Here is a 19,537-nt window from a genome sequence, read left to right on the forward strand (position 1 = left end):
AAGGGCCATGCTCAGAGCTTCCAGCCCGAATGCAAGGCCGCGATACCGCCTGTGTAATTGGTGAAATTGACGCGCGAGAAGCCGGCCGTGCGGATCATCGCGGCAAAATCCTGCTGGTTCGGGAACTTGCGGATCGATTCCACGAGATACTGATAGGGCTCCGCTTCGCCGGTGATCATCTTGCCGAATTGCGGGATCGCCTTGAACGACCAGGTTTCGTAAAACTTGTCGAGCAGCGGCATCTCCACTTCGGAGAATTCCAGCACGAGCAGCCGGCCGCCGCGTTTCAACACGCGATAGGCTTCCGACAGCGCCACGTCGATGCGTGGCACGTTGCGGATGCCAAACGCGATCGTATAGGCGTCGAAGGTGCCATTATCGAAGGGCAGTTCCTCGGCATTGGCCTCGACGAAGTCGAGATTGGCCGAAAGCCCCTTCTTCGCCGCGCGGTCGGCACCGACGCCGAGCATCGAACCGTTGATGTCGAGCACGGTGGCGTGCGCCAGGCGGTCGGAGGCCTCCACGATGCGGAAGGCGATGTCGCCAGTGCCGCCGGCGACGTCCAGCACATTGTAGGACGGATCCTTGCGCGGATTGAGGCTGGCGATCATCGAGTCCTTCCAGGCCCGGTGCAGGCCGGCGGACATGACGTCGTTCATGATGTCGTAGCGCTTGGCGACCTTGTGGAAGACGTCGTTGACGAGCGCCTGCTTTTCGCCCTCGGCCACCTGGCGAAAGCCGTAGGAGGTTTCCATGCCGCCGTCCGCGGATGTGCGCTGTTCCGTCATCATCGTCTCCATGGGCCGGTCTGTCGCAGCCGAATTGCCGCAAAGACCATAGCGAATTGGCATTGGCCGCGCTATCTGAGCACCGAACCCGGCATTCGAGTGTCGATGCGCTCGCGTATATAGGACATAGATTGCCGGGAGGGAAATGCCCGACCGCGGCAAATGCGCCCAAGGTTAAAGCGACTTCAAGGAGTGGAACATGCCGGAATTGCCGGAAGTGGAAACGGTGAAGCGTGGCCTCGCCCCCGTCATGGAAGGGTCACGGATCCGTCGCGCGGAACTGCGCCGTCCGGATCTGCGTTTTCCCTTCCCGCCGGCCTTTTCCGAGGCGCTCGAAGGCCGCCATGTGGTCTCGCTCGGCCGGCGCGCCAAATATCTGCTGATCGACCTCGAAGGCGGCGACGTGGTGATTGCCCATCTCGGCATGTCCGGCTCGTTCAGGGTCGAGGGGAACGAGGTTCCCGCCGAGACCCCCGGCGATTTCCAGATGCCGCGCAGCAAGGACCAGCGCCACGACCACGTCGTCTTCCATCTGGAAACGCCGTACGGCGAGCGCCGCGTCATCTACAACGATCCGCGCCGCTTCGGTTTCATGGATCTTGCCCGCCGCGAGGATCTCGCCGGCCACGCCTTCTTCCGCGATCTCGGCGCCGAGCCGACCGGCAATACGCTCGATGCCGATTACATCGCGGCAAAGTTCCGGGGGCGCCAGACGCCGCTGAAGGCCGCCCTGCTCGACCAGAAGAACATTGCCGGCCTCGGTAACATCTATGTGTGCGAGGCGCTGTGGCGGTCGCACCTGTCGCCGGAACGGCTGGCGGGCTCGCTGGTCACGGCGACTGGCAAGCCGAAGAAGGAGTTGCTCGCGTTGACACAGTCGATCCGCGAGGTGATTGCCGATGCTATTGAGGCCGGCGGCTCGACGCTGCGCGACCATATCCGCGCCGACGGATCGCTCGGCTACTTCCAGCATTCCTTTTCCGCCTATGACCGCGAAAAGCAGCCTTGCCGCACGCCCGGCTGCACGGGCACGATCGGCCGCATCGTGCAGAGCGGCCGCTCGACCTTTTACTGTGCTGCCTGCCAGAAGTAGAACAATGCCGGAAAGTGCGCATTGTCCGGCAAAACTGAGGAGAGAGACATGACTTATGAAACCCTGCTGGTGGAGACGCGCGGACGCGTCGGTCTCATCACGCTGAACCGGCCACAGGCGCTGAACGCGCTGAACCGCCAGCTGCTGGAAGAACTGAAGGGCGTGCTTGCCGGCTTCGAGGCCGATGCCGGCATCGGCGCCATCGTCATCACCGGTTCGGAAAAGGCGTTTGCCGCCGGGGCCGACATCAAGGAGATGCAGCCCTACGGCTTTGCGCAGGCCATGCTGGAGGACCTCGCCGCCGGCTGGGACGACGTGGCGGGCTGCCGCAAGCCGATGATCGCCGCCGTCAGCGGTTTTGCGCTCGGCGGCGGCTGCGAGCTCGCCATGATGTGCGATTTCATCATCGCGTCCGAAACCGCGAAATTCGGCCAGCCGGAAATCACGCTCGGCGTCATTCCCGGCATGGGCGGCACGCAGCGACTGACGCGTGCGCTCGGCAAATCGAAGGCGATGGACCTTTGCCTGACAGGCCGGCTGATGGATGCGGCCGAAGCCGAGCGCTCCGGTCTTGTCGCCCGCGTGGTGGCGCCGGAGAAGCTTATGGAAGAGGCGCTGGCCGCCGCGGAGAAGATTGCCGGCTTCTCGCTCACCGCCGCCATGATGGCCAAGGAGGCCGTGGGCCGCGCCTACGAGACCGTGTTGTCGGAAGGCATGCAGGCCGAGCGCCGGCTGTTCCACGCGCTCTTCGCGACCGAGGACCAGAAGGAGGGCATGGCGGCCTTCATCGAGAAGCGCAAGCCCGTCTTCCGCCACCGGTGAGTGGCTTCAAGGTAGCCGGGCGGCGTTTCTTGCAGAATCCGCGTTGACGTCATCGCGGTTTCCAGCTATACGCCGCCCACAGTTTGGAAAGCCGAATTCTGAGGTTTTCCGATATTGCTCCCGAATTGCTATGATGACAGGTCGCAGTGACCCGGCACGGCGAGGGCGGAGTTTGTGTCAGATTTCTGAAGAGAGGCATACATGGCCAATACAACCTCGGCAAAGAAGGCGACCCGCAAGATCGCCGCGCGTACAGCAGTCAACAAGTCGCGCCGCTCGCGCGTCCGCAACTTCATCCGCAAGGTCGAAGAGGCTATCGCCTCTGGTGACCAGACGCAGGCCGCCGCCGCTCTGAAGGCTGCCCAGCCGGAACTGATGCGTGCCGCCACCCGCGGTGTGTTCCATTCCAACACAGCATCCCGCAAGGTCTCGCGCCTGGCGAGCCGCGTTAAGACGATGACGGTCTGATCTGATCAGACTCATCGAGCTATGCAATATTAGAAAAAGCCCGGCGCTTGCGCCGGGCTTTTCTTTGTTTTTTCGACCTCGCTATGGTTAATGTGCAAGGCTCGATCGTGTCAAAAGCGTGACGAGAAAAATCCTTTAAATTCAGTTAGTTGCCGGAGGTTATCCCGTTCTGGCGGCCTTTCGTTACGAGAGTTTGACGGCAATTTGAGTCAAGCGAATTTTTATTTTTTCGGTTTTTCCGGCCTCCCGGAAAGGGTCCAAAAACAAAGCCATTGATTCCTAACGGATTCTCCTCCGACGGGCTGATTCCGAGTCAGGAAGCACCTTGCGAGTCAACGCCCGGCCCTTAATTTTGCGTAAAATTCGTGATTGATCTTGGTGCATGATCCTGCCTAAATGGTTTCCACAGGGGGCGCGGACACAGCCTAAAAATGATTACCGACAAGACTGTCTTTCGAGGCAGCGGTGATTGTTCTGTCCCTTGTAACGGAGCGGTTCCGCTTCGTAAATTCATCAAACCGGCGATGCTTACCCCAGATGCCTACCGGCAATCTGGCGAAGGCTTTTTGTGGCCTTTGGTTGCACCGGTTACGGGTCGCGAGGACGGCCTGATGAAAAGGAGAAGAACTTGCCGGACGCTCGACGAGGGAGCGGGCGGCAAGGATCACAGACGGGGCTGCGGATCGGGCATGACACCAGATCCCGCCGACCTGACATGTGTTTGAGAAAAAGGATTGCGTCGGTGTAGGGGGCCGACGTGATCGGGGCTCCAGATTCCGGACCGGGCGATGGCTCGGCACGGCCGGGAAATGGCAAACATGAAAGGCGTCGGCAGGAATGCCGACGTGGCGAAGGAAGCATGAAAGGCGGCAAGATGCAGATGAATACGGCCACGAAGGCCCGGGCATTCGCAAACGGGGAAAATGCACTGAAAATGCTCCCGCAAGAAGGAGCGCAGACAGTGGCGGGGGTTCCATCCGAGATGAAACAAGACGCGATTTTCGAGCGGGTTAGTACGCGCCTGAAGGCGCAGGTCGGCCCGGACGTTTTCGCGAGCTGGTTCGGTCGGCTGAAGCTCCATTCGGTCTCCAAGAGTGTCGTGCGCCTTTCGGTGCCCACGACCTTTCTGAAGTCCTGGATCAACAACCGCTATCTCGACCTCATCACCAGCCTGTTCCAGCATGAGGATGCGGAAATCCTCAAGGTGGAAGTCCTGGTGCGCACAGCGACCCGTGGCATTCGTCCGGGATCTGTCGATGAGGCCATTGTCGAACAGCCTGCACCGCAGGCCCAGCCGCGCCGTTCGGCCGGTGGCCCGCAGACGGTGGCAAGTGCTGCTGCAACGGTTGCAGCCTCGGCTCAGCCGCGTGTCCAGCACAGTGGTCCGCTCTTCGGCTCGCCGCTCGACCAGCGTTACACGTTCGATGCTTTCGTTGAAGGCACCTCGAACCGCGTGGCCCTTGCCGCGGCCCGCACCATTGCGGAAGCCGGTGCCGGCGCCGTGCGCTTCAATCCGCTGTTCATCCATTCGAGCGTCGGCCTCGGCAAGACGCACCTTCTGCAGGCGATCGCGCTCGGGGCTCTTTCGAGCGCCCGCAACCCGCGCGTCGTCTATCTGACGGCCGAATATTTCATGTGGCGTTTCGCAACCGCGATCCGCGACAATGATGCGCTCTCCCTCAAGGAGACGCTGCGCAACATCGATCTTCTGATCATCGATGACATGCAGTTCCTGCAGGGCAACTCGATCCAGAACGAGTTCTGTCATCTGCTCAACATGCTGCTCGATTCCGCCAAGCAGGTCGTGGTCGCCGCCGACCGTGCGCCGTGGGAGCTGGAATCGCTCGATCCGCGTGTGCGCTCCCGTCTCCAGGGCGGCGTTGCCATCGAGATGGAAGCGCCGGACTATGAGATGCGCCTCGAAATCCTCAAGCGCCGGCTCGCCGTCGCCCAGCAGGAAGACCACACGCTCGATATCTCGCCCGAAATTCTGAGCCACGTTGCGCGCAACATCACGGCCAGCGGTCGCGAATTGGAAGGCGCCTTCAACCAGCTGCTCTTCCGGCTCTCCTTCGAGCCGAACCTGACAATCGAGCGTGTCGACGAACTGCTCAGCCATCTCGTCGCCGCCGGCGAGCCACGCCGCGTGCGCATCGAAGACATCCAGCGCGTCGTTGCGAAACACTACAACGTGTCGCGTCAGGAACTGGTCTCGAACCGCCGCACGCGCGTCATCGTCAAGCCGCGCCAGATCGCCATGTATCTGTCGAAAACGCTGACGCCGCGTTCCTTCCCGGAAATCGGCCGCCGTTTTGGCGGACGCGATCATACGACCGTGCTGCACGCCGTGCGCAAGATCGAGGACCTGATCTCGGGTGACACCAAGCTCAGCCACGAGATCGAGCTGCTGAAGCGCCTGATCAACGAATAGGCGCTTCGATCGCCATAGAATGCATGAACGCTGTGCACGGTCTTCGGACGGCACGGCGTTCTGCTTTTGGCAGGCACATGAGGCCGCGGCATGAATCTCCTCGTCACCTACATGGAATTGCTCGCGCAGCCATCGGGCGCGGTAGCCCATCCGGCACCCTCCACCAATCTGGAGATCCATGCCGAGCATCTGGCGGTGGAAGACTATCTGTCGCTCTATCGCGCCATCGGTGAGCCGCTCACCTGGGACCTCCGTCTTCGCATGCCGGTGGAGGAGGTCGCGCAGTTCCTGTCCGCCCCGTCCACGCGCACCTTCATCCTGAGAGAGGAGGGGCAGCCGGTCGGCCTTTGTGAATTCGACGCCGCCGAGGCCGAGGATATCGAGCTTACGCATTTCGGCCTGGTTCCGGCGGCCTATGGCCGACGGCTCGGGCCTTTCCTGCTCGCGAATGCGCTGCATGCGGTCTGGCGCGCGGGAACACGGCGTATCTGGCTCCATACCGACACGAATGATCATCCGAAGGCACAGGCGGTTTACGCCCGGGCGGGATTCAAGACCTACATGCAGCGGATGGAAGACTTTCCGGATTGAGCCGGTTTCCTGTCCTCGGTCAGCTTCCGCGCACTGCGCGGGCCTCATCCGTCAGCCATTGCCGCAGCGCCGTGACCGCTGGCCGGTCGAGGGCGCCCGGCGGGTAGACGATGTAATAGGCAAGACCCGTCGAGACGCCCCGTGAAAAGGGCGCGACGAGCCGACGCTCCTGAATTTCGCGCGCCACCAGCGAGAGCCGTACCAGCCCGACGCCATCACCCGCCTTCACCGCCTCGATTGCGCCGTTGCTGTCGTTGAAGACGGGGCCGCGCATGGCGTCGATTTCGGTCACGCCCATCGCCTCCAGCCAGAGCCGCCAGTCCTGCCGGTGCACGTCGTGGATCAGTACGTGGTTTCTGAGATCGTCGGGGGTGTCGAGCGGCCGGGTCTCGCGCAGCGCCGGCGCGATGACCGGCACAAGGTTGTCGTCGAGCAGGCGTTCGCTGACGAGGCCCTCGTAGCGGCCAAAACCGTGGCGGATCGCGATATCGACGCCGTCCCGCACGAAATCGACCAGGCGGTTCGAGGCACTGATCCGAATGTCGACGCCAGGCATGCGCTCCTCGAAATTCGGCAGTCGCGGCACGAGCCATTGCGCCGCGAAGGTCGGCGTGCAGCTGATCGACAGCGTCGCGGGCCGGGCGCGGGCCAGCAGTTCCTCGGTCGCCTCACGCATCAGCCGGAAAGCTGAGCGCATGGCCTTGAAATAGCCCTCGCCATCCTCCGTCAGCCGGAGCTGCCGCGGCAGCCGGCCGAACAGGCGCACGCCAAGCGCTTGCTCGAGATCCCGGATCTGCAGGCTCACCGCACCGGGCGTGACGTTGAGCTCGCCGGCAGCGAGCGTGACGCTCAAATGGCGTGCCGTCGCCTCGAAGGCGCGCAGGCCGGACAGGGAAGGAAGGCGGCTGCTCATGATTTAGTTTTCCTCGCTGTTTCCCCGAAATATGATCGTTTGTACGAAGCGAAAAGACGGGGAATTATAGCGTCAACGCCGGGTTTTGGCACTCGGATATCCCGCTTGATTTAGAAAAAATCGCTTAGGAGGCCGTTATGGCGAACCGCTACATGACCACCACCGAATGGGGCCTGCTCATCGCCTTGTCGATCCTCTGGGGCGGCTCGTTCCTGTTCAACGGCATTCTTGTGCGTGAGCTGCCGACGCTCACCATTGTTGCCGCGCGTGTGGCGCTGGCGGCCATAGTCCTCTGGACCATCGTTCGTCTCTCCGGCCACGCCATTCCGCGCAGCAAGGAGGTCTGGCTCGCCTTCCTCGGCATGGGCGTGCTCAACAACATCATTCCCTTTTCGCTGATCGTCTGGGGGCAGACGCATATCGCGAGCGGCCTCGCGTCGATCCTCAACGCCACAACGCCGCTCTTCGCCGTGATCGCCGCCCATCTGCTGACGCAGGATGAGAAGATGACGGGAGGCAGGTTGGTCGGCGTGCTCGTCGGCTTTGCCGGTGTCGCGCTGATGATCGGTCCCTCGGTGCTCTCCGATCTTGGCACGAACGTGCTGGCGCAGCTCGCTGTGCTGGGCGGCGCCGTCTCCTATTCGATTGCCGGCATCTTCGGCCGCCGCTTCCGCAGCATGGGCCTGCCGCCGCTGCTGCCGGCCGCAGGGCAGGTGACGACGTCGGCGCTGCTGATGCTGCCTGTGGCCCTGGTGGTCGATCGGCCGTGGACACTCGCGATGCCATCCGCGGAAGCATGGGCGGCCCTCTTCGGCCTCGCCTTCCTCGCCACCGCGCTCGCCTATGTCATCTTCTTCCGCATTCTCGCAACGGCGGGGGCAACGAACCTGATGCTCGTCACCTTCCTCATTCCGGTCAGCGCTATCCTGCTCGGCGCGATGGTGCTGGGCGAGATGCTGGCGCCAAAACATTTTGCCGGCATGGCGCTGATCGCTGTCGGGCTTGCGGCGATCGACGGGCGGCTCGTGCGGATGTTTCTGGAGAAGCGTCGGCCGATTGGCTCGGACGCCAAGAGCTGAGGCGGCTCAGCAGGCGAGATCGGCAACGACCGCGTCGAGGATCAGCATGCCGGCCGGTGTACAGCGCAGCCGTGAATTGCCGAGCCGCTCGATGAAGCCGTGATCGATGAGAAACTGTTCGCGATCCGGATCCAGATCGCGACCAGACAGCATCTGCCAGCGGACGAGATCGATGCCTTCCTTGAGGCGCAGCCCCATCAGCAACAACTCGTCCGACTGCGCCTCGCGCTCCAGCAGTTCTTGCTCGACCATGCCGTGGCCCTCTGCCTCGACCAGTTCAAGCCAGCCTTCCGGCCGCCGTTCCGTGGCGGTCGCGATCTTCGCGCCGCCGGTCGTCAACCGGCCATGCGCGCCGGGGCCGATGCCGACATAATCGCCATAGCGCCAGTAGGTGAGGTTGTGGCGGCTTTCGGAGCCGGGGCGGGCATGGTTGGAGACCTCGTAGGCCGGCATGCCCTCGCGCTCGGTAATTTCCTGGGTCGCTTCGTAGAGCACGGCAGAGTGTTCGCCGTCCGGCACGATCAGTTTGCCGGCCTTGTGCAGGCCATAGAAGGGCGTGCCCTCCTCGATGGTGAGCTGGTAGAGCGAGAGATGGTCGACGGCGTAGGAGACCGCTTCCTTAAGTTCACGATCCCATTCCTCGACCGTCTGGTTCGGGCGGGCATAGATCAGGTCGAAGGACATGCGCGGAAAGATGTCCCGCGCCAGCCGTATCGCCTTCAGTGCATCGGCGACGTCATGCAGCCGGCCGAGGAATTTCAGGTCCCGGTCGTTCAGCGCCTGCACGCCGAGCGAGACGCGGTTGACGCCCGCCGCGCGATAACCGCGAAACCGCTCGGCCTCGACGCTCGACGGATTGGCCTCCATGGTGATCTCGATGCCGTCCGGCACATGCCAGTGGCGGGCAATACCGTTCAGGATCGCGTCGACCGTCTCCGGCGCCATCAGCGAAGGCGTGCCGCCGCCCATGAAGATGCTGGTGACGCTGCGCGAGCCGGTGAGGCGGCGCATCGTCGCCATTTCCTTCAGAAACGCCTGTACGAAGCGCGGCTGGTCCACCGGCTGGTGGCGCACATGGCTGTTGAAGTCGCAATAGGGGCATTTGGCGGCACAGAACGGCCAGTGCACATAGATACCGAAGCCGGGATCGGAGAGATCCACCGCGGAATTCGGCCGTATATCGAAGGGTGCCGCCGTCATTGAGCCTCAAGCCTTCAGGCAGGTTTCGACGAAGAGCTTGAAGGCGCGGGCGCGGTGCGACAGCGCTGCCGCGTCACCCGGCTTCCAGCCATGCTTTTCTTCCGCACTCATTTCGCCGAAGGTTGTCTCGTAGCCCACGGGCTGGAAGACGGGGTCGTAACCAAAACCCTGGCTGCCGCGTGGCGGCCAGACGACGGTGCCCTCGACTTCACCGCGGAACAGTTCCGTATGGCCATCCGGCCAGGCAAGGCAGAGCACGGAGACGAAGCGCGCGGTGCGGTCCTTCGCGTCGGTCGCGCCCTTGTCGGCAAGCGCCTTCTCGACCTTTTCCATGGCCATCGCGAAGTCACGCGTGCCGTCTTCTTTCTCCGCCCAGTTTGCCGTGTAGACGCCCGGCGCACCGTCGAGCGCGTCGATGACGAGGCCGGAATCGTCCGAAAGGGAAGGCAGGCCGGAAGCCCTGGCCGAGGCGAGCGCCTTGATCGCCGCATTCTCCTCGAAGGTCGTGCCCGTCTCGTCCGGCTCTTCGAATTTCAGCTCGGCGGCCGATTTGGCCGAGAAGCCGAAGGGGCCGATCAGGTCCTCGATCTCGCGGATTTTTCCGGCATTGTGGCTGGCGACGACGATCGTCTTGGTGTCGAGCTTGCGCATAAAAGTCCCTAAGCGATGTTCCAGAGGCTCGGCTCGGCACATTCAAGACTGTTGCCGGCAGGGTCGCGGAAATAGATGGAGCGGGCGCCGTTCGGCCAACAAAAATCCGCTTCGATGGTGATGCCGGCTTCTTCGAGCTTTTTTACCCAGAAATCAAGCGCTGGCCCCGGCACGCGGAAACAGGCATGGCCCGGTCCAGTCGCGCCATGGACCGGCACGGGAAAGGCGTGGGGCGGCGGCGGAACCATGGTCTCCTTCGCATTGAAGATCAGGAGAACGCCGGGACCGCAGCGGAAGAAGACGTGGCGGTTCGCCTGCCGCGTGATCTTTTCAAGGCCCAGAACACCGCCATAGAAGGCTTCCGCCGCGTCGAGGTCGTCCGCATAGAGCGCGGTTTCGAGAATGCCTTCGATCGCGGCGGTCATGGGCGCCTTCCTTAGGCGATGGTCTGCTTCTGCAGGGTAACCAGTTCGGCGATGCCATTGCGGGCAAGTGCCATCAGGCTGGAGAACTCTTCTTCGGAGAACGGCTTGCCTTCGGCCGTGCCTTGGATTTCGACGATGCCGCCCGAGCCGGTCATGACGAAGTTGGCGTCCGTCTCGGCAGCGGAATCTTCCAGATAGTCGAGGTCGATGACCGACTGGCTGGCGAAGATGCCGCAGGAGATCGCGGCGACATGGTCCTTCAGGACCTTCTCGACCTTGATCATGCTGCGCGCTTCCATCCACTTCAGGCAGTCGTGAAGGGCGATGAAGGCGCCGGTGATCGAGGCGGTGCGGGTGCCGCCATCGGCCTGGATGACGTCGCAGTCGATGGTGATCTGGCGTTCGCCGAGCGCTTCGAGATCGACGACGGCGCGCAGCGACCGGCCGATGAGGCGCTGGATTTCCTGCGTGCGGCCACCCTGCTTGCCGGTAGCGGCCTCGCGGCGCATGCGGTCACCGGTGGCGCGCGGCAACATGCCGTATTCGGCGGTGACCCAGCCCTTGCCGCTGTTGCGCAGCCACGGCGGCGTCTTCTCTTCGAGGCTTGCAGTGACGAGCACGTGCGTGTCGCCGAACTTGACGAGACAGGAGCCTTCGGCATGCTTGGAGATGTTGCGCTCGAAGGTAACCTTGCGCATCTGATCGGTTTTTCTGCCGGACGGCCGCATTGCGAACTCCTGTCTCGTGATATCTGGAACGCTGCTTTAGACCAGTTCGCCGGGCGAGGGAATGGCGCGGCGGCACCCCGCGCGATTTCTCGGGATGCTGCGCCGCGAAAATCCGTTTTGCGCTTCCGCACGAAATCACTATATTCCCTGGAAATAACGAGGTTGCAGCAGAAAGATGGTTTTGAAATCTCCGGGTCCTGACAGTCAGGCGGCGCTCGACGAGCGTTCGGGCGAAGTCTTTCGCCGCATCGTGGAAAGCTATCTGGAAAGCGGGGAGCCGCTCGGCTCGCGCAACCTGTCGCGTATCCTGCCCATGTCGCTGTCGCCCGCCTCCGTGCGCAACGTGATGAGCGACCTGGAAGAACTCGGTCTCATCTATTCACCGCATACCAGCGCCGGGCGGCTGCCGACGCAGCTTGGCCTGCGCTTCTTCGTTGATGCCTTCATGCAGGTCGGCAACATTTCGGCGGAAGACCGCGCCTCGATCGAGCGGCATGTGCGCCCGCACGGCCAGAAACATACCGCCGTCGAGACGATGATGAAGGAGGCGAGCCAGGCGCTGTCCGGCATGTCGCGTGGCGCTGGCCTCGTCATCACCTCGAAGAACGACGCCATATTGAAACATGTCGAATTCATCCGGCTGGAGCCGACCAAGGCGCTTGTCGTGCTGGTCGGCGATCACGATCAGATCGAAAACCGCATCATCGAGCTTCCGGCCGGCGTCACCAGCTCGCAGCTCACGGAGGCGGCCAACTTCCTCAACGCTCATCTTGCCGGCAACACGCTGTTTGAAGCGCGCGCCCAGCTGGAGCGCCTGCGCGGCGAAATCAGCGGTGAGCTCGACAAGCTGTCGCAGGACCTGGTCGAGCGCGGGCTTGCGGTCTGGTCCGGCGGGTTCGATGTGGCGAAACCGACGCGGCTCATCGTGCGCGGCCGGGCAAACCTGTTGGAAGGCCTTGCCGGGGCAGAAGATATCGATCGTCTGCGCATGCTGTTCGATGACCTGGAGCGCAAGGACAGCCTGATCGAACTGTTGAACCTCGCCGAGACCGGCCCGGGCGTGCGTATCTTCATCGGCTCGGAAAACAAGCTCTTCTCGCTCTCCGGTTCTTCGCTGATCGTGGCGCCCTACCGCGACAGCGACGAGAAGATCGTCGGCGCCGTCGGCGTCATCGGGCCGACCCGGCTCAACTATTCCCGTATCGTGCCCATGGTGGACTATACGGCCCAGCTCATGTCGCGGCTTTCGCGCTGAACTCTGGCAATCCAGCCATCAGCCCTTGATTTTTCGGGTTCAAAGCTCGATATCGGGCCCAACCCTTAAAAGATGCAATTCGGAGTACGTCATGACCGACGACAACAAGAAACATGGACCTGACGAAGGCGTGGAAAACGACTTTGCAGCAGAAACGTCCGCATTCGAAGACGTGGCTGCCGAGGTTGACGCCCCAGCCGAGCCGGATCCGATCGACGTTCTGCGCGCGGAAAACAGCGACCTCAGGGACAGGTATCTCCGCCTCGCCGCGGAGATGGACAACCTGCGCCGTCGCACCGAGCGTGATGTGAAGGACGCCAAGTCCTATTCCGTTGCCGGTTTTGCACGCGACATGCTGGCCGTGTCCGACAACCTGCGCCGCGCGCTGGATGCCATTCCGGCCGACGCCCTGGAAAGCGGCGATGCGGGCCTGAAGGCGCTTGCGGAAGGTGTCGAGATGACCGAGCGCTCCATGCTCGCCGCCCTCGAACGCCACGGCGTGCGCAAGCTCGATCCGGTCGGCGAAAAGTTCGACCCGAACTTCCACCAGGCGATGTTTGAAGTGCCGAACCCGGAAGTCGCCAACAACACGGTCGTGCAGGTCGTGCAGGCCGGCTTCGTCATCGGCGAGCGCGTGCTGCGCCCCGCCATGGTCGGCGTGTCGAAGGGCGGCCCGAAGGCTCCCGCCGGCGAGGCAAGTGCTGCGCAGGCCTGATTTTCAATCGAACGAAAAAGAAAAACCGGCGGTCGCAAAACCGCCGGTTTTTTCATGTGAATTCGAAATGGTCAGGCCGCGTTCGACGCCTGCTCCTCGCTGAGGCAGGCGTAGATCGCGCTCTCGCTGTCGGAGGCGCGCAGCTTCGCGACCATCGATGGATCGCGCAGCACGCGGGCGATGCGTGACAGCGCCTTCAAATGGTCCGCACCGGCGCCTTCCGGCGCCAGAAGCAGGAAGACAAGGTCGACCGGCTGGTCGTCCAATGCCTCGAAGTCCACAGGAGTCTCCAGTCTCGCGAAGAGGCCGGTGATCTGTGAAAGCTCCTTCAGCTTGCCGTGCGGGATGGCAATACCATTGCCCACGCCGGTCGAACCGAGCCGTTCGCGCTGAAGAATGACGTCAAAAATCTCGCGTTCCGGAATTCCGGTGAGCTTCGCCGCTTTTGCTGCCAGTTCCTGAAGCATCTGCTTCTTGGAATTGGCCTTCATCGCCGGAATAATCGCACTTTGCTGCAGCAAACCTGCCAATGCCATGCTTTTGTCCTCGTGAGGCGGGTGAAGGGATTGAAGAAACGTGGTGCCGGTTTCCGGCACCACGCTCCCTTCACTCAGCCTTTGATATTGGCTGCGTCGATCCAGCCAATATTGCCGTCGTTGCGTCGGTAGACGATATTGAGCTGCTCCGATCCGGCGCTGCGGAAGAGAAGAACCGGATCGTCCGTCATATCGAGCGCCATGACGGCGCTTGCGACGGACATTGTCCTCAGTTTCTTCGTGCTTTCCGCAACGATGGTCGGAGCGTAGTCCTCGGGAAGCTCATCGTCTTCGTCGGGGACCGAATCCATCACCGTGTAGGCCACTTCTGCAAAGGCATCGTGACCATTGCCGTTGTGGTGTGCCTTGAGTTTGCGCTTGTACCGGCGCAGGCGTTTCTCGATCCGTTCGGAGGCCGATTGGAAGGCCACGAAGGGGTCGTTTGCTTCGCCATTTGCCTGCAAGGCCATGCCCGTATCCAGGTGGATCTTGCAGTCCGCGCTGTACCGCGATCCCGCTTTTTCCACGGTGACCTGGCTCGAATATCCTCCGTCAAAATATTTGGTTACGGCCTCTCCGACCTGGTCTTCAATGCGCTGTCGGAAAGTTTCGCCGATTTCCATATGTTTACCGGATACACGCACACTCATGGAGGTTTCCTCTCGTTCGTGATTTGCGTGCAACAGTCTATTCCAACCTTCTCCACGTTCCAAGCTTTTACGCACGCGATGGAATTTCCGTCACATGCGGCAAGAAAAGCGGGGATATGTCCGGAATTCCGGCCTGCCTTCTCTTCAGAAGAGGGCGCGCAGTAGCCCGTCCCGGTGGCGAAGTCAATTAGTGGATTCAGGCATTGTTAATGTTTGGCCGTCTGAAATGCCGGTTCTCCCGGCTTTGTTTCAGGAGGCGGCGGCCTTCGCGAGCGCCCGTTTTTCCCGCCGCCGCTGTACGGAAGACGGGATGTTCATCGCTTCGCGATACTTCGCGACCGTCCGGCGGGCGAGATCGACGCCGCCCTTGCGCAGGATATCCACGATATCGTCGTCCGAGAGCACGGCATCCGGCTGCTCCTGCACGATCATTGCACGGATGCGGTGGCGGACGGATTCCGCCGAATGGGAATCGCCACCCTCCGCCGAGCCGATCGAGACGGTGAAGAAATATTTGAGCTCGAACAGGCCGCGTGGCGTCAGCATGAACTTGTTGGAGGTGACGCGGCTCACCGTCGATTCATGCATCTTGATCGCCTCGGCGATCGTCTTCAGGTTCAGCGGGCGCAGATGGTCGACACCGTGCATGAGAAAGGCATCCTGCTGGCGCACGATCTCGGTCGCCACCTTCATGATGGTGCGAGCGCGCTGGTCGAGGCTGCGCGTCAGCCAGTTGGCCGTCTGCAGGCATTCGTTGAGAAAACCCTGGTCCTCGCTGTCGCGGCGGGTGCGGCTGGAGACGGAGGCATAGTAGTCGCGGTTGACCAGCACGCGCGGCAAGGTGTCGGCATTGAGTTCGATATGCCAGCTGCCGTCGGGCGCGGCGCGCACGAGGATATCCGGCACCACGGCTTCCGAGGCGCTCGTCTCGTAGCGCGTGCCGGGCTTGGGGTCGAGCTTGCGAATTTCCGCCAGCATATCGAGAAGGTCTTCCTCGTTGACGCCGCAGAGTTTTTTCAGCGTCGCGAAGTCGCGCCGTGCGAGAAGCTCGAGATTGTCGACGAGTGCTGCCATGGCCGGATCGAACCGGTCGCGGGCTCTCAGCTGGATCGCCAGGCACTCGCTGAGCGAACGGGCGAAGACGCCGGGCGGATCGAGTTCCTGGAGCCGGTAGAGCACGCGGTCGACCTCTGCGACGGGCTTGCCGAGGCGAAGCGCTGTCTCGGCCGTGCTGCCCTGCAGGTAGCCGGCCTCGTCGAGCTGGTCGACGAGATGCTGGGCGATCAGCCGGTCGATCGGGTCGGGCAGGAGAAAGGGGATTTGTTCGCCCAGAACGTCCCGCAGGGTCTTGCGGTTCGCCACGAAGTCGTCGAGGTCGTAGCCCTCGCCGTCTCCACCACCACCGGGCATGGACTTCCACTGGCCGGCGAGTTCCGGCGCATCGGCGGCCCGGGGACCGGCATCGTCGGGGAACATATTGTCGAGGCCGCCGTCGAGCGTTTCGGACGCGCTGGCCGCGGTGGCGGAATCGTAGAGATCGGGCTGGAAACCGTCGTCGCCGCTGGTATTCTCGGCATGCGCACGATCTTCGCTGGGCGTGGAATAGTCCTCGGCGCCGCGTTCATGGTCGCGCGCGCCTTCATCGCCGGTGACGACCTCGATCAGCGGATTTCTCTCGACTTCCTGCTCGATGAACTGGTTGAGCTCGATATGCGTCATCTGCAGCAGCTGGATGGACTGCATAAGCTGGGGGGTCATCACCAGCGATTGGCTTTGGCGCAGGAAAAGGCTGGCTGCGAGTGCCATGCGGACGCTTTACTCCCCGGAAACCTCGCTCTCGGCCATCGTGGCGGGGCGACAAGATCCAACTGGCCCAAAAATTGCTTTTTTGAGAAGTTTGGTCAAGCCGCAGCCACGAACTTGGTGAAGATCGCGGCGATCAGGTGCGTTTTTTGCTCTACAGGCTGAAATTATCGCCAAGATAGAGGCGGCGCACATCGGGATTGGCGACGATGTCGTTCGCCCGGCCATGTGTCAGCACTTCGCCCGCATGGATGATATAGGCCCGGTCGATGAGGCCAAGCGTCTCGCGCACATTGTGGTCGGTGATGAGCACGCCGATGCCGCGCGAGGTGAGGTGACGCACCAGCGCCTGGATGTCGGCGACCGAAATGGGGTCGACGCCGGCAAAGGGTTCGTCGAGCAGCATGAAGGTCGGGTCGGTCGCGAGCGCGCGGGCGATTTCAAGACGACGACGCTCGCCGCCCGACAGCGCGATGGCCGGCGACTTCCGGAGATGCGAGATCGAGAATTCGGCAAGCAGGCTGTCGAGCTTGTGCTCGCGCTCCGCCTTGTCCTTGTGGTGCACTTCCAGCACGGCGCGGATATTGTCTTCGACCGTCAGGCCGCGAAAGATCGAGGCTTCCTGCGGCAGGTAGCCGACGCCGAGGCGCGCGCGCCGGTACATCGGCATGGTCGTGACGTCGTTGCCGTTGATCTCGATCGAGCCTTCGTCCACCGGCACGAGACCGGTGATCATGTAGAAACAGGTCGTCTTGCCCGCACCGTTCGGGCCGAGCAGGCCAACGGCCTCGCCGCGGCGCACGACAAGCGACACGCCGTTGACGACACGGCGGTCGCGATAGGTCTTGGTCAGCCCGCGGGCAATGAGGGTCCCGTCGTAGCGCGAGAGATCGGCGCTGCGCTGGGGTTCCTGCGCGGCTTTCTTCGGGCGGCGCGTCAGGCGGGTGATGAGGGAGGAAGTCACGGGCAGGGCGCTATATCAGTTCGTGGTCTTGCGGGACTTGGGGTCCAGCTGGATCATTACCCGGCCGCCGCAGGCGTCGAGCTTGGCTTCCCCTGTGCTCATGGTCACCAGCAGCTGGCAGCCGACGAAAACGTTCTTGCCTTCCGACAGCACGACCTTCTCGCCCTTCAGCAGCAGCGTCTCGTTGACAAGGTTGAACGTGCCGGTATCGGCCGTCGCTTCCTGCGTGCCCGACTTCAGGTAGACTTTTTCCGAAACGTCGATCTTCTCGATATCCGCGTTGCCGCTCGCAACCGAACCGCTGCCACCGGCAGCATAGTAGACGATCATCTTGCCGGCCTGAAGCGTCGTCGTGCCCTGCACGACCTTCACATTGCCGACGAATTCAGCTTTGTTTTCCTGGTCGCGGATCTCGAGCTTGTCGCTCTGGATCTGGATCGGCTGGTCGTTCGACAGCTGCATGCCCTTCATGCGGCTCGACGTCTGCTGGGCGCCCGCAGGAACCGAGATGAGCGCAAGGCTTGCTGCAAGAACGGAGATGCTGGCGGCCCGGACGGGGGCGGAAAGAGTGGCGAACATGGCGCTCTTACTTTTCTCGGTTGCGGATGGCGGCGGGATCGACGTCAACGACGACCTTGCCTTCGAAGACGACGACCCTGCCTTTATCTGTCATTCGCAGCGACTGCGCAACAATGGATGCTTCGCGCGAACGGATGGAAACGGGCTCCTCCGTCGACATGTTGCCACCGTCGATATCGAGATGGGCAGAGCGGAAGGCGGCTTCGAGGCCGGTATTGAGGTTGATGGTGAAGGGGGCGATCATGTCGAGCAGGTTTTTGCCGCGATCATAGACGCCGGTCGCGGCGATCACCTCGGCGATCGTGCTTTCGTTGACCGGCACTTTCGCCTTGATATTTTCCAGCGTGAGCACATCTGGCTGCTTGATATCCTGCAGCGCCCGCTCCGCCTTCATGGAATAGCTGATACCGTCTTTGTTGCGGCCGGAAATTGCCGGGTTGCGCATGACGATCTTGCCGTCTTCGATGGAGGCGCTTTCCACCTGCAGGTTATCGGGCACATAGGTGCGCACGATCGAAACGATGACGAAGACGACGCCGATGATGATGGCGATGACCGGCAGGGCGACCTTTAAAACGCGCACGCGGGAGGAGTGCCGCGTCGCGAGGCGGTAAGCCTCGGCGGATACGCCTATGCCCTGTGCACCGGTCATTGGTGCTTCTGTCACGGTGTCCAGCATTTTGCCTGCTAAAATCTCGCGGTACGGCCTTCGCTGCGAAACGGCGGCCGCCTCGGATAACGGGCCCCATATGGCGATTATTCATGAACAAACAATGCCTGTCCAAGAATGTTCAGCGACGAATTGCCATTTGCGTCTGGAATGCCATATCGATAGGGCCTTCGGCAAGCCACCTCATGGGATAGGCCGCCTTTAGCATTGAGGACTGGGAATGGATCACTCCGCCATCGCCGACCGCCGGCAGCTGCGCCGCAAGCTCACCTTCTGGCGGGTCGTCGCCATCCTGATCGCGCTCATCGCAGTCTTTGCCGCCGCCGCCTGGCGCTGGCCGGGCAGCGGCGCACGCGATCATATCGCACGGGTCAGCATTTCCGGCATCATCCAGGACGATACCGAGCTTCTGGAGCGCCTCGACCGCATTGCCCGCAACGATCGGGCGAAGGCGCTCGTCGTGACGATTTCCTCGCCCGGCGGCACGACCTATGGCGGCGAGGTGATCTTCAAGGCGCTGCGCAAGGTGGCGGAAAAGAAGCCCGTCGTCTCGGATGTGCGCACGTTGGCTGCATCCGCCGGTTACATGATCGCGACGGCCGGCGACACGATCATTGCTGGCGAAAGCTCGATCACCGGCTCGATCGGCGTGCTCTTCCAGTATCCGCAGATGAAGGAACTGATGGACAAGATCGGGGTGTCGCTCGAAGAAATCAAATCCGCGCCGCTGAAAGCCGAGCCCTCGCCGTTCCATCCGGCGAGCGAGGAGGCGAAGACGATGATCCGCGCCATGGTGATGGACAGCTATGACTGGTTCGTCGATCTCGTCGTCGAACGCCGCAAACTGCCGCGCGACGAGGTTCTGCGCCTTGCGGACGGCAGCATCTTCACCGGCCGCCAGGCGCTTGCCGCCAAGCTTGTCGACCGGCTCGGCGGACCGGAGGAAATCCGCGCCTATCTCGACGAGCGCAAGGTGGCGGCCGATCTGCCGTTCATCGACTACGCGGCCCCGAATCGCTCGGGCTTCTCTTTCCTGGGCAGCAGTGTCGCCGATCTTGCACGCTCCATCGTCGGATTGCCGCTCGATCTTCAATCGACGGTCGAAAAACTGGCTGGTCAAAAGTTGTTTCTTGACGGTCTGGTCTCGGTTTGGCAGGTTGCTCGTGATTGAAAAAC

21 protein-coding genes are annotated in these 19,537 nt (G+C 62.4%); 9 read left to right on the forward strand and 12 right to left on the reverse strand.

Annotation, left to right across the window (positions count from 1 at the left end; all coding sequences use genetic code 11):
* Window positions 1-11: 11 nt before the first annotated feature.
* Window positions 12-788: a bifunctional demethylmenaquinone methyltransferase/2-methoxy-6-polyprenyl-1,4-benzoquinol methylase UbiE gene (gene ubiE / locus ACT6VE_RS17830; RefSeq protein ID WP_444799864.1), complete on the reverse strand. Its 777-nt coding sequence runs from the start codon at window positions 786-788 to the stop codon at window positions 12-14.
* Window positions 789-987: 199 nt separating this feature from the next.
* Between ubiE and mutM the strand changes: the two genes are divergently transcribed.
* The 5 genes from mutM to ACT6VE_RS17855 all read left to right on the forward strand — a co-directional run bounded on the left by mutM (window position 988) and on the right by ACT6VE_RS17855 (window position 6,193).
* Window positions 988-1,881 (forward strand): bifunctional DNA-formamidopyrimidine glycosylase/DNA-(apurinic or apyrimidinic site) lyase, encoded by an 894-nt coding sequence (gene mutM / locus ACT6VE_RS17835; RefSeq protein WP_444799865.1) that lies wholly within the window; start codon window positions 988-990, stop codon window positions 1,879-1,881.
* 48 nt (window positions 1,882-1,929) lie between these two features.
* Window positions 1,930-2,703 (forward strand): enoyl-CoA hydratase, encoded by a 774-nt coding sequence (locus ACT6VE_RS17840; protein WP_444799866.1) that lies wholly within the window; start codon window positions 1,930-1,932, stop codon window positions 2,701-2,703.
* Between the two features lie 201 nt (window positions 2,704-2,904).
* Window positions 2,905-3,171, forward strand: coding sequence for a 30S ribosomal protein S20 (gene rpsT, locus ACT6VE_RS17845; protein WP_444799867.1), 267 nt, complete (start codon window positions 2,905-2,907; stop codon window positions 3,169-3,171).
* Window positions 3,172-4,153: 982 nt separating this feature from the next.
* Window positions 4,154-5,602: a chromosomal replication initiator protein DnaA gene (dnaA, locus tag ACT6VE_RS17850; protein ID WP_444799868.1), complete on the forward strand. Its 1,449-nt coding sequence runs from the start codon at window positions 4,154-4,156 to the stop codon at window positions 5,600-5,602.
* A gap of 90 nt (window positions 5,603-5,692) precedes the next feature.
* Window positions 5,693-6,193, forward strand: coding sequence for a GNAT family N-acetyltransferase (locus tag ACT6VE_RS17855; protein ID WP_444799869.1), 501 nt, complete (start codon window positions 5,693-5,695; stop codon window positions 6,191-6,193).
* Window positions 6,194-6,212: 19 nt separating this feature from the next.
* On the opposite strand, the gene gcvA is transcribed toward ACT6VE_RS17855, so the two are convergent.
* Complete coding sequence (gene gcvA, locus ACT6VE_RS17860; RefSeq protein ID WP_444799870.1) at window positions 6,213-7,106, reverse strand: transcriptional regulator GcvA; 894 nt, start codon at window positions 7,104-7,106, stop codon at window positions 6,213-6,215.
* A gap of 137 nt (window positions 7,107-7,243) precedes the next feature.
* Between gcvA and ACT6VE_RS17865 the strand changes: the two genes are divergently transcribed.
* Window positions 7,244-8,185, forward strand: coding sequence for a DMT family transporter (locus ACT6VE_RS17865; RefSeq protein ID WP_444799871.1), 942 nt, complete (start codon window positions 7,244-7,246; stop codon window positions 8,183-8,185).
* Between the two features lie 6 nt (window positions 8,186-8,191).
* Here the strand turns inward: ACT6VE_RS17865 and hemW are convergent, their stop codons facing one another.
* From hemW to rph, 4 genes are read right to left on the reverse strand one after another with little or no spacing between them, the layout of a single operon-like run.
* A complete protein-coding gene (gene hemW, locus ACT6VE_RS17870) occupies window positions 8,192-9,385 on the reverse strand; it encodes a radical SAM family heme chaperone HemW (RefSeq protein ID WP_069060215.1) in 1,194 nt (397 codons plus the stop codon).
* A 6-nt stretch (window positions 9,386-9,391) separates the two neighbouring features.
* A complete protein-coding gene (gene rdgB, locus ACT6VE_RS17875; RefSeq protein ID WP_444799872.1) occupies window positions 9,392-10,036 on the reverse strand; it encodes an RdgB/HAM1 family non-canonical purine NTP pyrophosphatase in 645 nt (214 codons plus the stop codon).
* A gap of 8 nt (window positions 10,037-10,044) precedes the next feature.
* Window positions 10,045-10,461 carry a VOC family protein gene (locus ACT6VE_RS17880; protein WP_444799873.1) on the reverse strand — a complete coding sequence of 139 codons (417 nt, stop codon included), beginning with the start codon at window positions 10,459-10,461 and terminating at the stop codon, window positions 10,045-10,047.
* An 11-nt stretch (window positions 10,462-10,472) separates the two neighbouring features.
* Window positions 10,473-11,189 carry a ribonuclease PH gene (gene rph, locus ACT6VE_RS17885; protein WP_444799874.1) on the reverse strand — a complete coding sequence of 239 codons (717 nt, stop codon included), beginning with the start codon at window positions 11,187-11,189 and terminating at the stop codon, window positions 10,473-10,475.
* Window positions 11,190-11,364: 175 nt separating this feature from the next.
* Here rph and hrcA point away from each other — a divergent pair, with 175 nt between their 5' ends.
* On the forward strand, window positions 11,365-12,444 hold the full coding sequence (hrcA, locus tag ACT6VE_RS17890; protein WP_444799875.1) for a heat-inducible transcriptional repressor HrcA: 1,080 nt from the start codon (window positions 11,365-11,367) through the stop codon (window positions 12,442-12,444).
* Between the two features lie 91 nt (window positions 12,445-12,535).
* Window positions 12,536-13,159 (forward strand): nucleotide exchange factor GrpE, encoded by a 624-nt coding sequence (gene grpE / locus ACT6VE_RS17895; protein ID WP_444799876.1) that lies wholly within the window; start codon window positions 12,536-12,538, stop codon window positions 13,157-13,159.
* Between the two features lie 71 nt (window positions 13,160-13,230).
* On the opposite strand, the gene ptsN is transcribed toward grpE, so the two are convergent.
* From ptsN to lptC, 6 genes are all read right to left on the reverse strand, one after another.
* Window positions 13,231-13,695 (reverse strand): PTS IIA-like nitrogen regulatory protein PtsN, encoded by a 465-nt coding sequence (ptsN, locus tag ACT6VE_RS17900; RefSeq protein ID WP_069060209.1) that lies wholly within the window; start codon window positions 13,693-13,695, stop codon window positions 13,231-13,233.
* 74 nt (window positions 13,696-13,769) lie between these two features.
* Window positions 13,770-14,345: a ribosome hibernation-promoting factor, HPF/YfiA family gene (gene hpf / locus ACT6VE_RS17905; protein ID WP_444799877.1), complete on the reverse strand. Its 576-nt coding sequence runs from the start codon at window positions 14,343-14,345 to the stop codon at window positions 13,770-13,772.
* A gap of 249 nt (window positions 14,346-14,594) precedes the next feature.
* Window positions 14,595-16,151: an RNA polymerase factor sigma-54 gene (rpoN, locus tag ACT6VE_RS17910; protein ID WP_444799878.1), complete on the reverse strand. Its 1,557-nt coding sequence runs from the start codon at window positions 16,149-16,151 to the stop codon at window positions 14,595-14,597.
* Window positions 16,152-16,302: 151 nt separating this feature from the next.
* On the reverse strand, window positions 16,303-17,088 hold the full coding sequence (gene lptB, locus ACT6VE_RS17915) for an LPS export ABC transporter ATP-binding protein (RefSeq protein ID WP_160858079.1): 786 nt from the start codon (window positions 17,086-17,088) through the stop codon (window positions 16,303-16,305).
* 39 nt (window positions 17,089-17,127) lie between these two features.
* The gene (locus tag ACT6VE_RS17920) at window positions 17,128-17,691 is read right to left on the reverse strand and encodes an LptA/OstA family protein (RefSeq protein ID WP_444799879.1); all 564 of its coding nucleotides are present in this window, start codon (window positions 17,689-17,691) and stop codon (window positions 17,128-17,130) included.
* A gap of 7 nt (window positions 17,692-17,698) precedes the next feature.
* Window positions 17,699-18,370 carry an LPS export ABC transporter periplasmic protein LptC gene (gene lptC / locus ACT6VE_RS17925; protein ID WP_444799880.1) on the reverse strand — a complete coding sequence of 224 codons (672 nt, stop codon included), beginning with the start codon at window positions 18,368-18,370 and terminating at the stop codon, window positions 17,699-17,701.
* 211 nt (window positions 18,371-18,581) lie between these two features.
* Between lptC and sppA the strand changes: the two genes are divergently transcribed.
* Complete coding sequence (gene sppA, locus ACT6VE_RS17930; RefSeq protein WP_444799881.1) at window positions 18,582-19,532, forward strand: signal peptide peptidase SppA; 951 nt, start codon at window positions 18,582-18,584, stop codon at window positions 19,530-19,532.
* Window positions 19,533-19,537 lie beyond the last annotated feature (5 nt).

This window comes from Shinella sp. (assembly GCF_052438155.1).
Taxonomy (GTDB): domain Bacteria; phylum Pseudomonadota; class Alphaproteobacteria; order Rhizobiales; family Rhizobiaceae; genus Shinella.

Coding starts and splice junctions, on each gene's coding strand:
- ACT6VE_RS17880 (WP_444799873.1), bottom strand. CDS start 10,461: ATGACCGCCGCGATCGAAGGCATTCTCGAAACCGCGCTCTATGCGGAC.
- hrcA (WP_444799875.1), top strand. CDS start 11,365: ATGGTTTTGAAATCTCCGGGTCCTGACAGTCAGGCGGCGCTCGACGAG.
- ACT6VE_RS17855 (WP_444799869.1), top strand. CDS start 5,693: ATGAATCTCCTCGTCACCTACATGGAATTGCTCGCGCAGCCATCGGGC.
- mutM (WP_444799865.1), top strand. CDS start 988: ATGCCGGAATTGCCGGAAGTGGAAACGGTGAAGCGTGGCCTCGCCCCC.
- grpE (WP_444799876.1), top strand. CDS start 12,536: ATGACCGACGACAACAAGAAACATGGACCTGACGAAGGCGTGGAAAAC.
- hemW (WP_069060215.1), bottom strand. CDS start 9,385: ATGACGGCGGCACCCTTCGATATACGGCCGAATTCCGCGGTGGATCTC.
- sppA (WP_444799881.1), top strand. CDS start 18,582: ATGGATCACTCCGCCATCGCCGACCGCCGGCAGCTGCGCCGCAAGCTC.
- gcvA (WP_444799870.1), bottom strand. CDS start 7,106: ATGAGCAGCCGCCTTCCTTCCCTGTCCGGCCTGCGCGCCTTCGAGGCG.
- rdgB (WP_444799872.1), bottom strand. CDS start 10,036: ATGCGCAAGCTCGACACCAAGACGATCGTCGTCGCCAGCCACAATGCC.
- ubiE (WP_444799864.1), bottom strand. CDS start 788: ATGACGGAACAGCGCACATCCGCGGACGGCGGCATGGAAACCTCCTAC.
- rpoN (WP_444799878.1), bottom strand. CDS start 16,151: ATGGCACTCGCAGCCAGCCTTTTCCTGCGCCAAAGCCAATCGCTGGTG.
- ptsN (WP_069060209.1), bottom strand. CDS start 13,695: ATGGCATTGGCAGGTTTGCTGCAGCAAAGTGCGATTATTCCGGCGATG.
- rph (WP_444799874.1), bottom strand. CDS start 11,189: ATGCGGCCGTCCGGCAGAAAAACCGATCAGATGCGCAAGGTTACCTTC.
- ACT6VE_RS17920 (WP_444799879.1), bottom strand. CDS start 17,691: ATGTTCGCCACTCTTTCCGCCCCCGTCCGGGCCGCCAGCATCTCCGTT.
- ACT6VE_RS17840 (WP_444799866.1), top strand. CDS start 1,930: ATGACTTATGAAACCCTGCTGGTGGAGACGCGCGGACGCGTCGGTCTC.
- lptC (WP_444799880.1), bottom strand. CDS start 18,370: ATGCTGGACACCGTGACAGAAGCACCAATGACCGGTGCACAGGGCATA.
- rpsT (WP_444799867.1), top strand. CDS start 2,905: ATGGCCAATACAACCTCGGCAAAGAAGGCGACCCGCAAGATCGCCGCG.
- ACT6VE_RS17865 (WP_444799871.1), top strand. CDS start 7,244: ATGGCGAACCGCTACATGACCACCACCGAATGGGGCCTGCTCATCGCC.
- dnaA (WP_444799868.1), top strand. CDS start 4,154: ATGAAACAAGACGCGATTTTCGAGCGGGTTAGTACGCGCCTGAAGGCG.
- hpf (WP_444799877.1), bottom strand. CDS start 14,345: ATGAGTGTGCGTGTATCCGGTAAACATATGGAAATCGGCGAAACTTTC.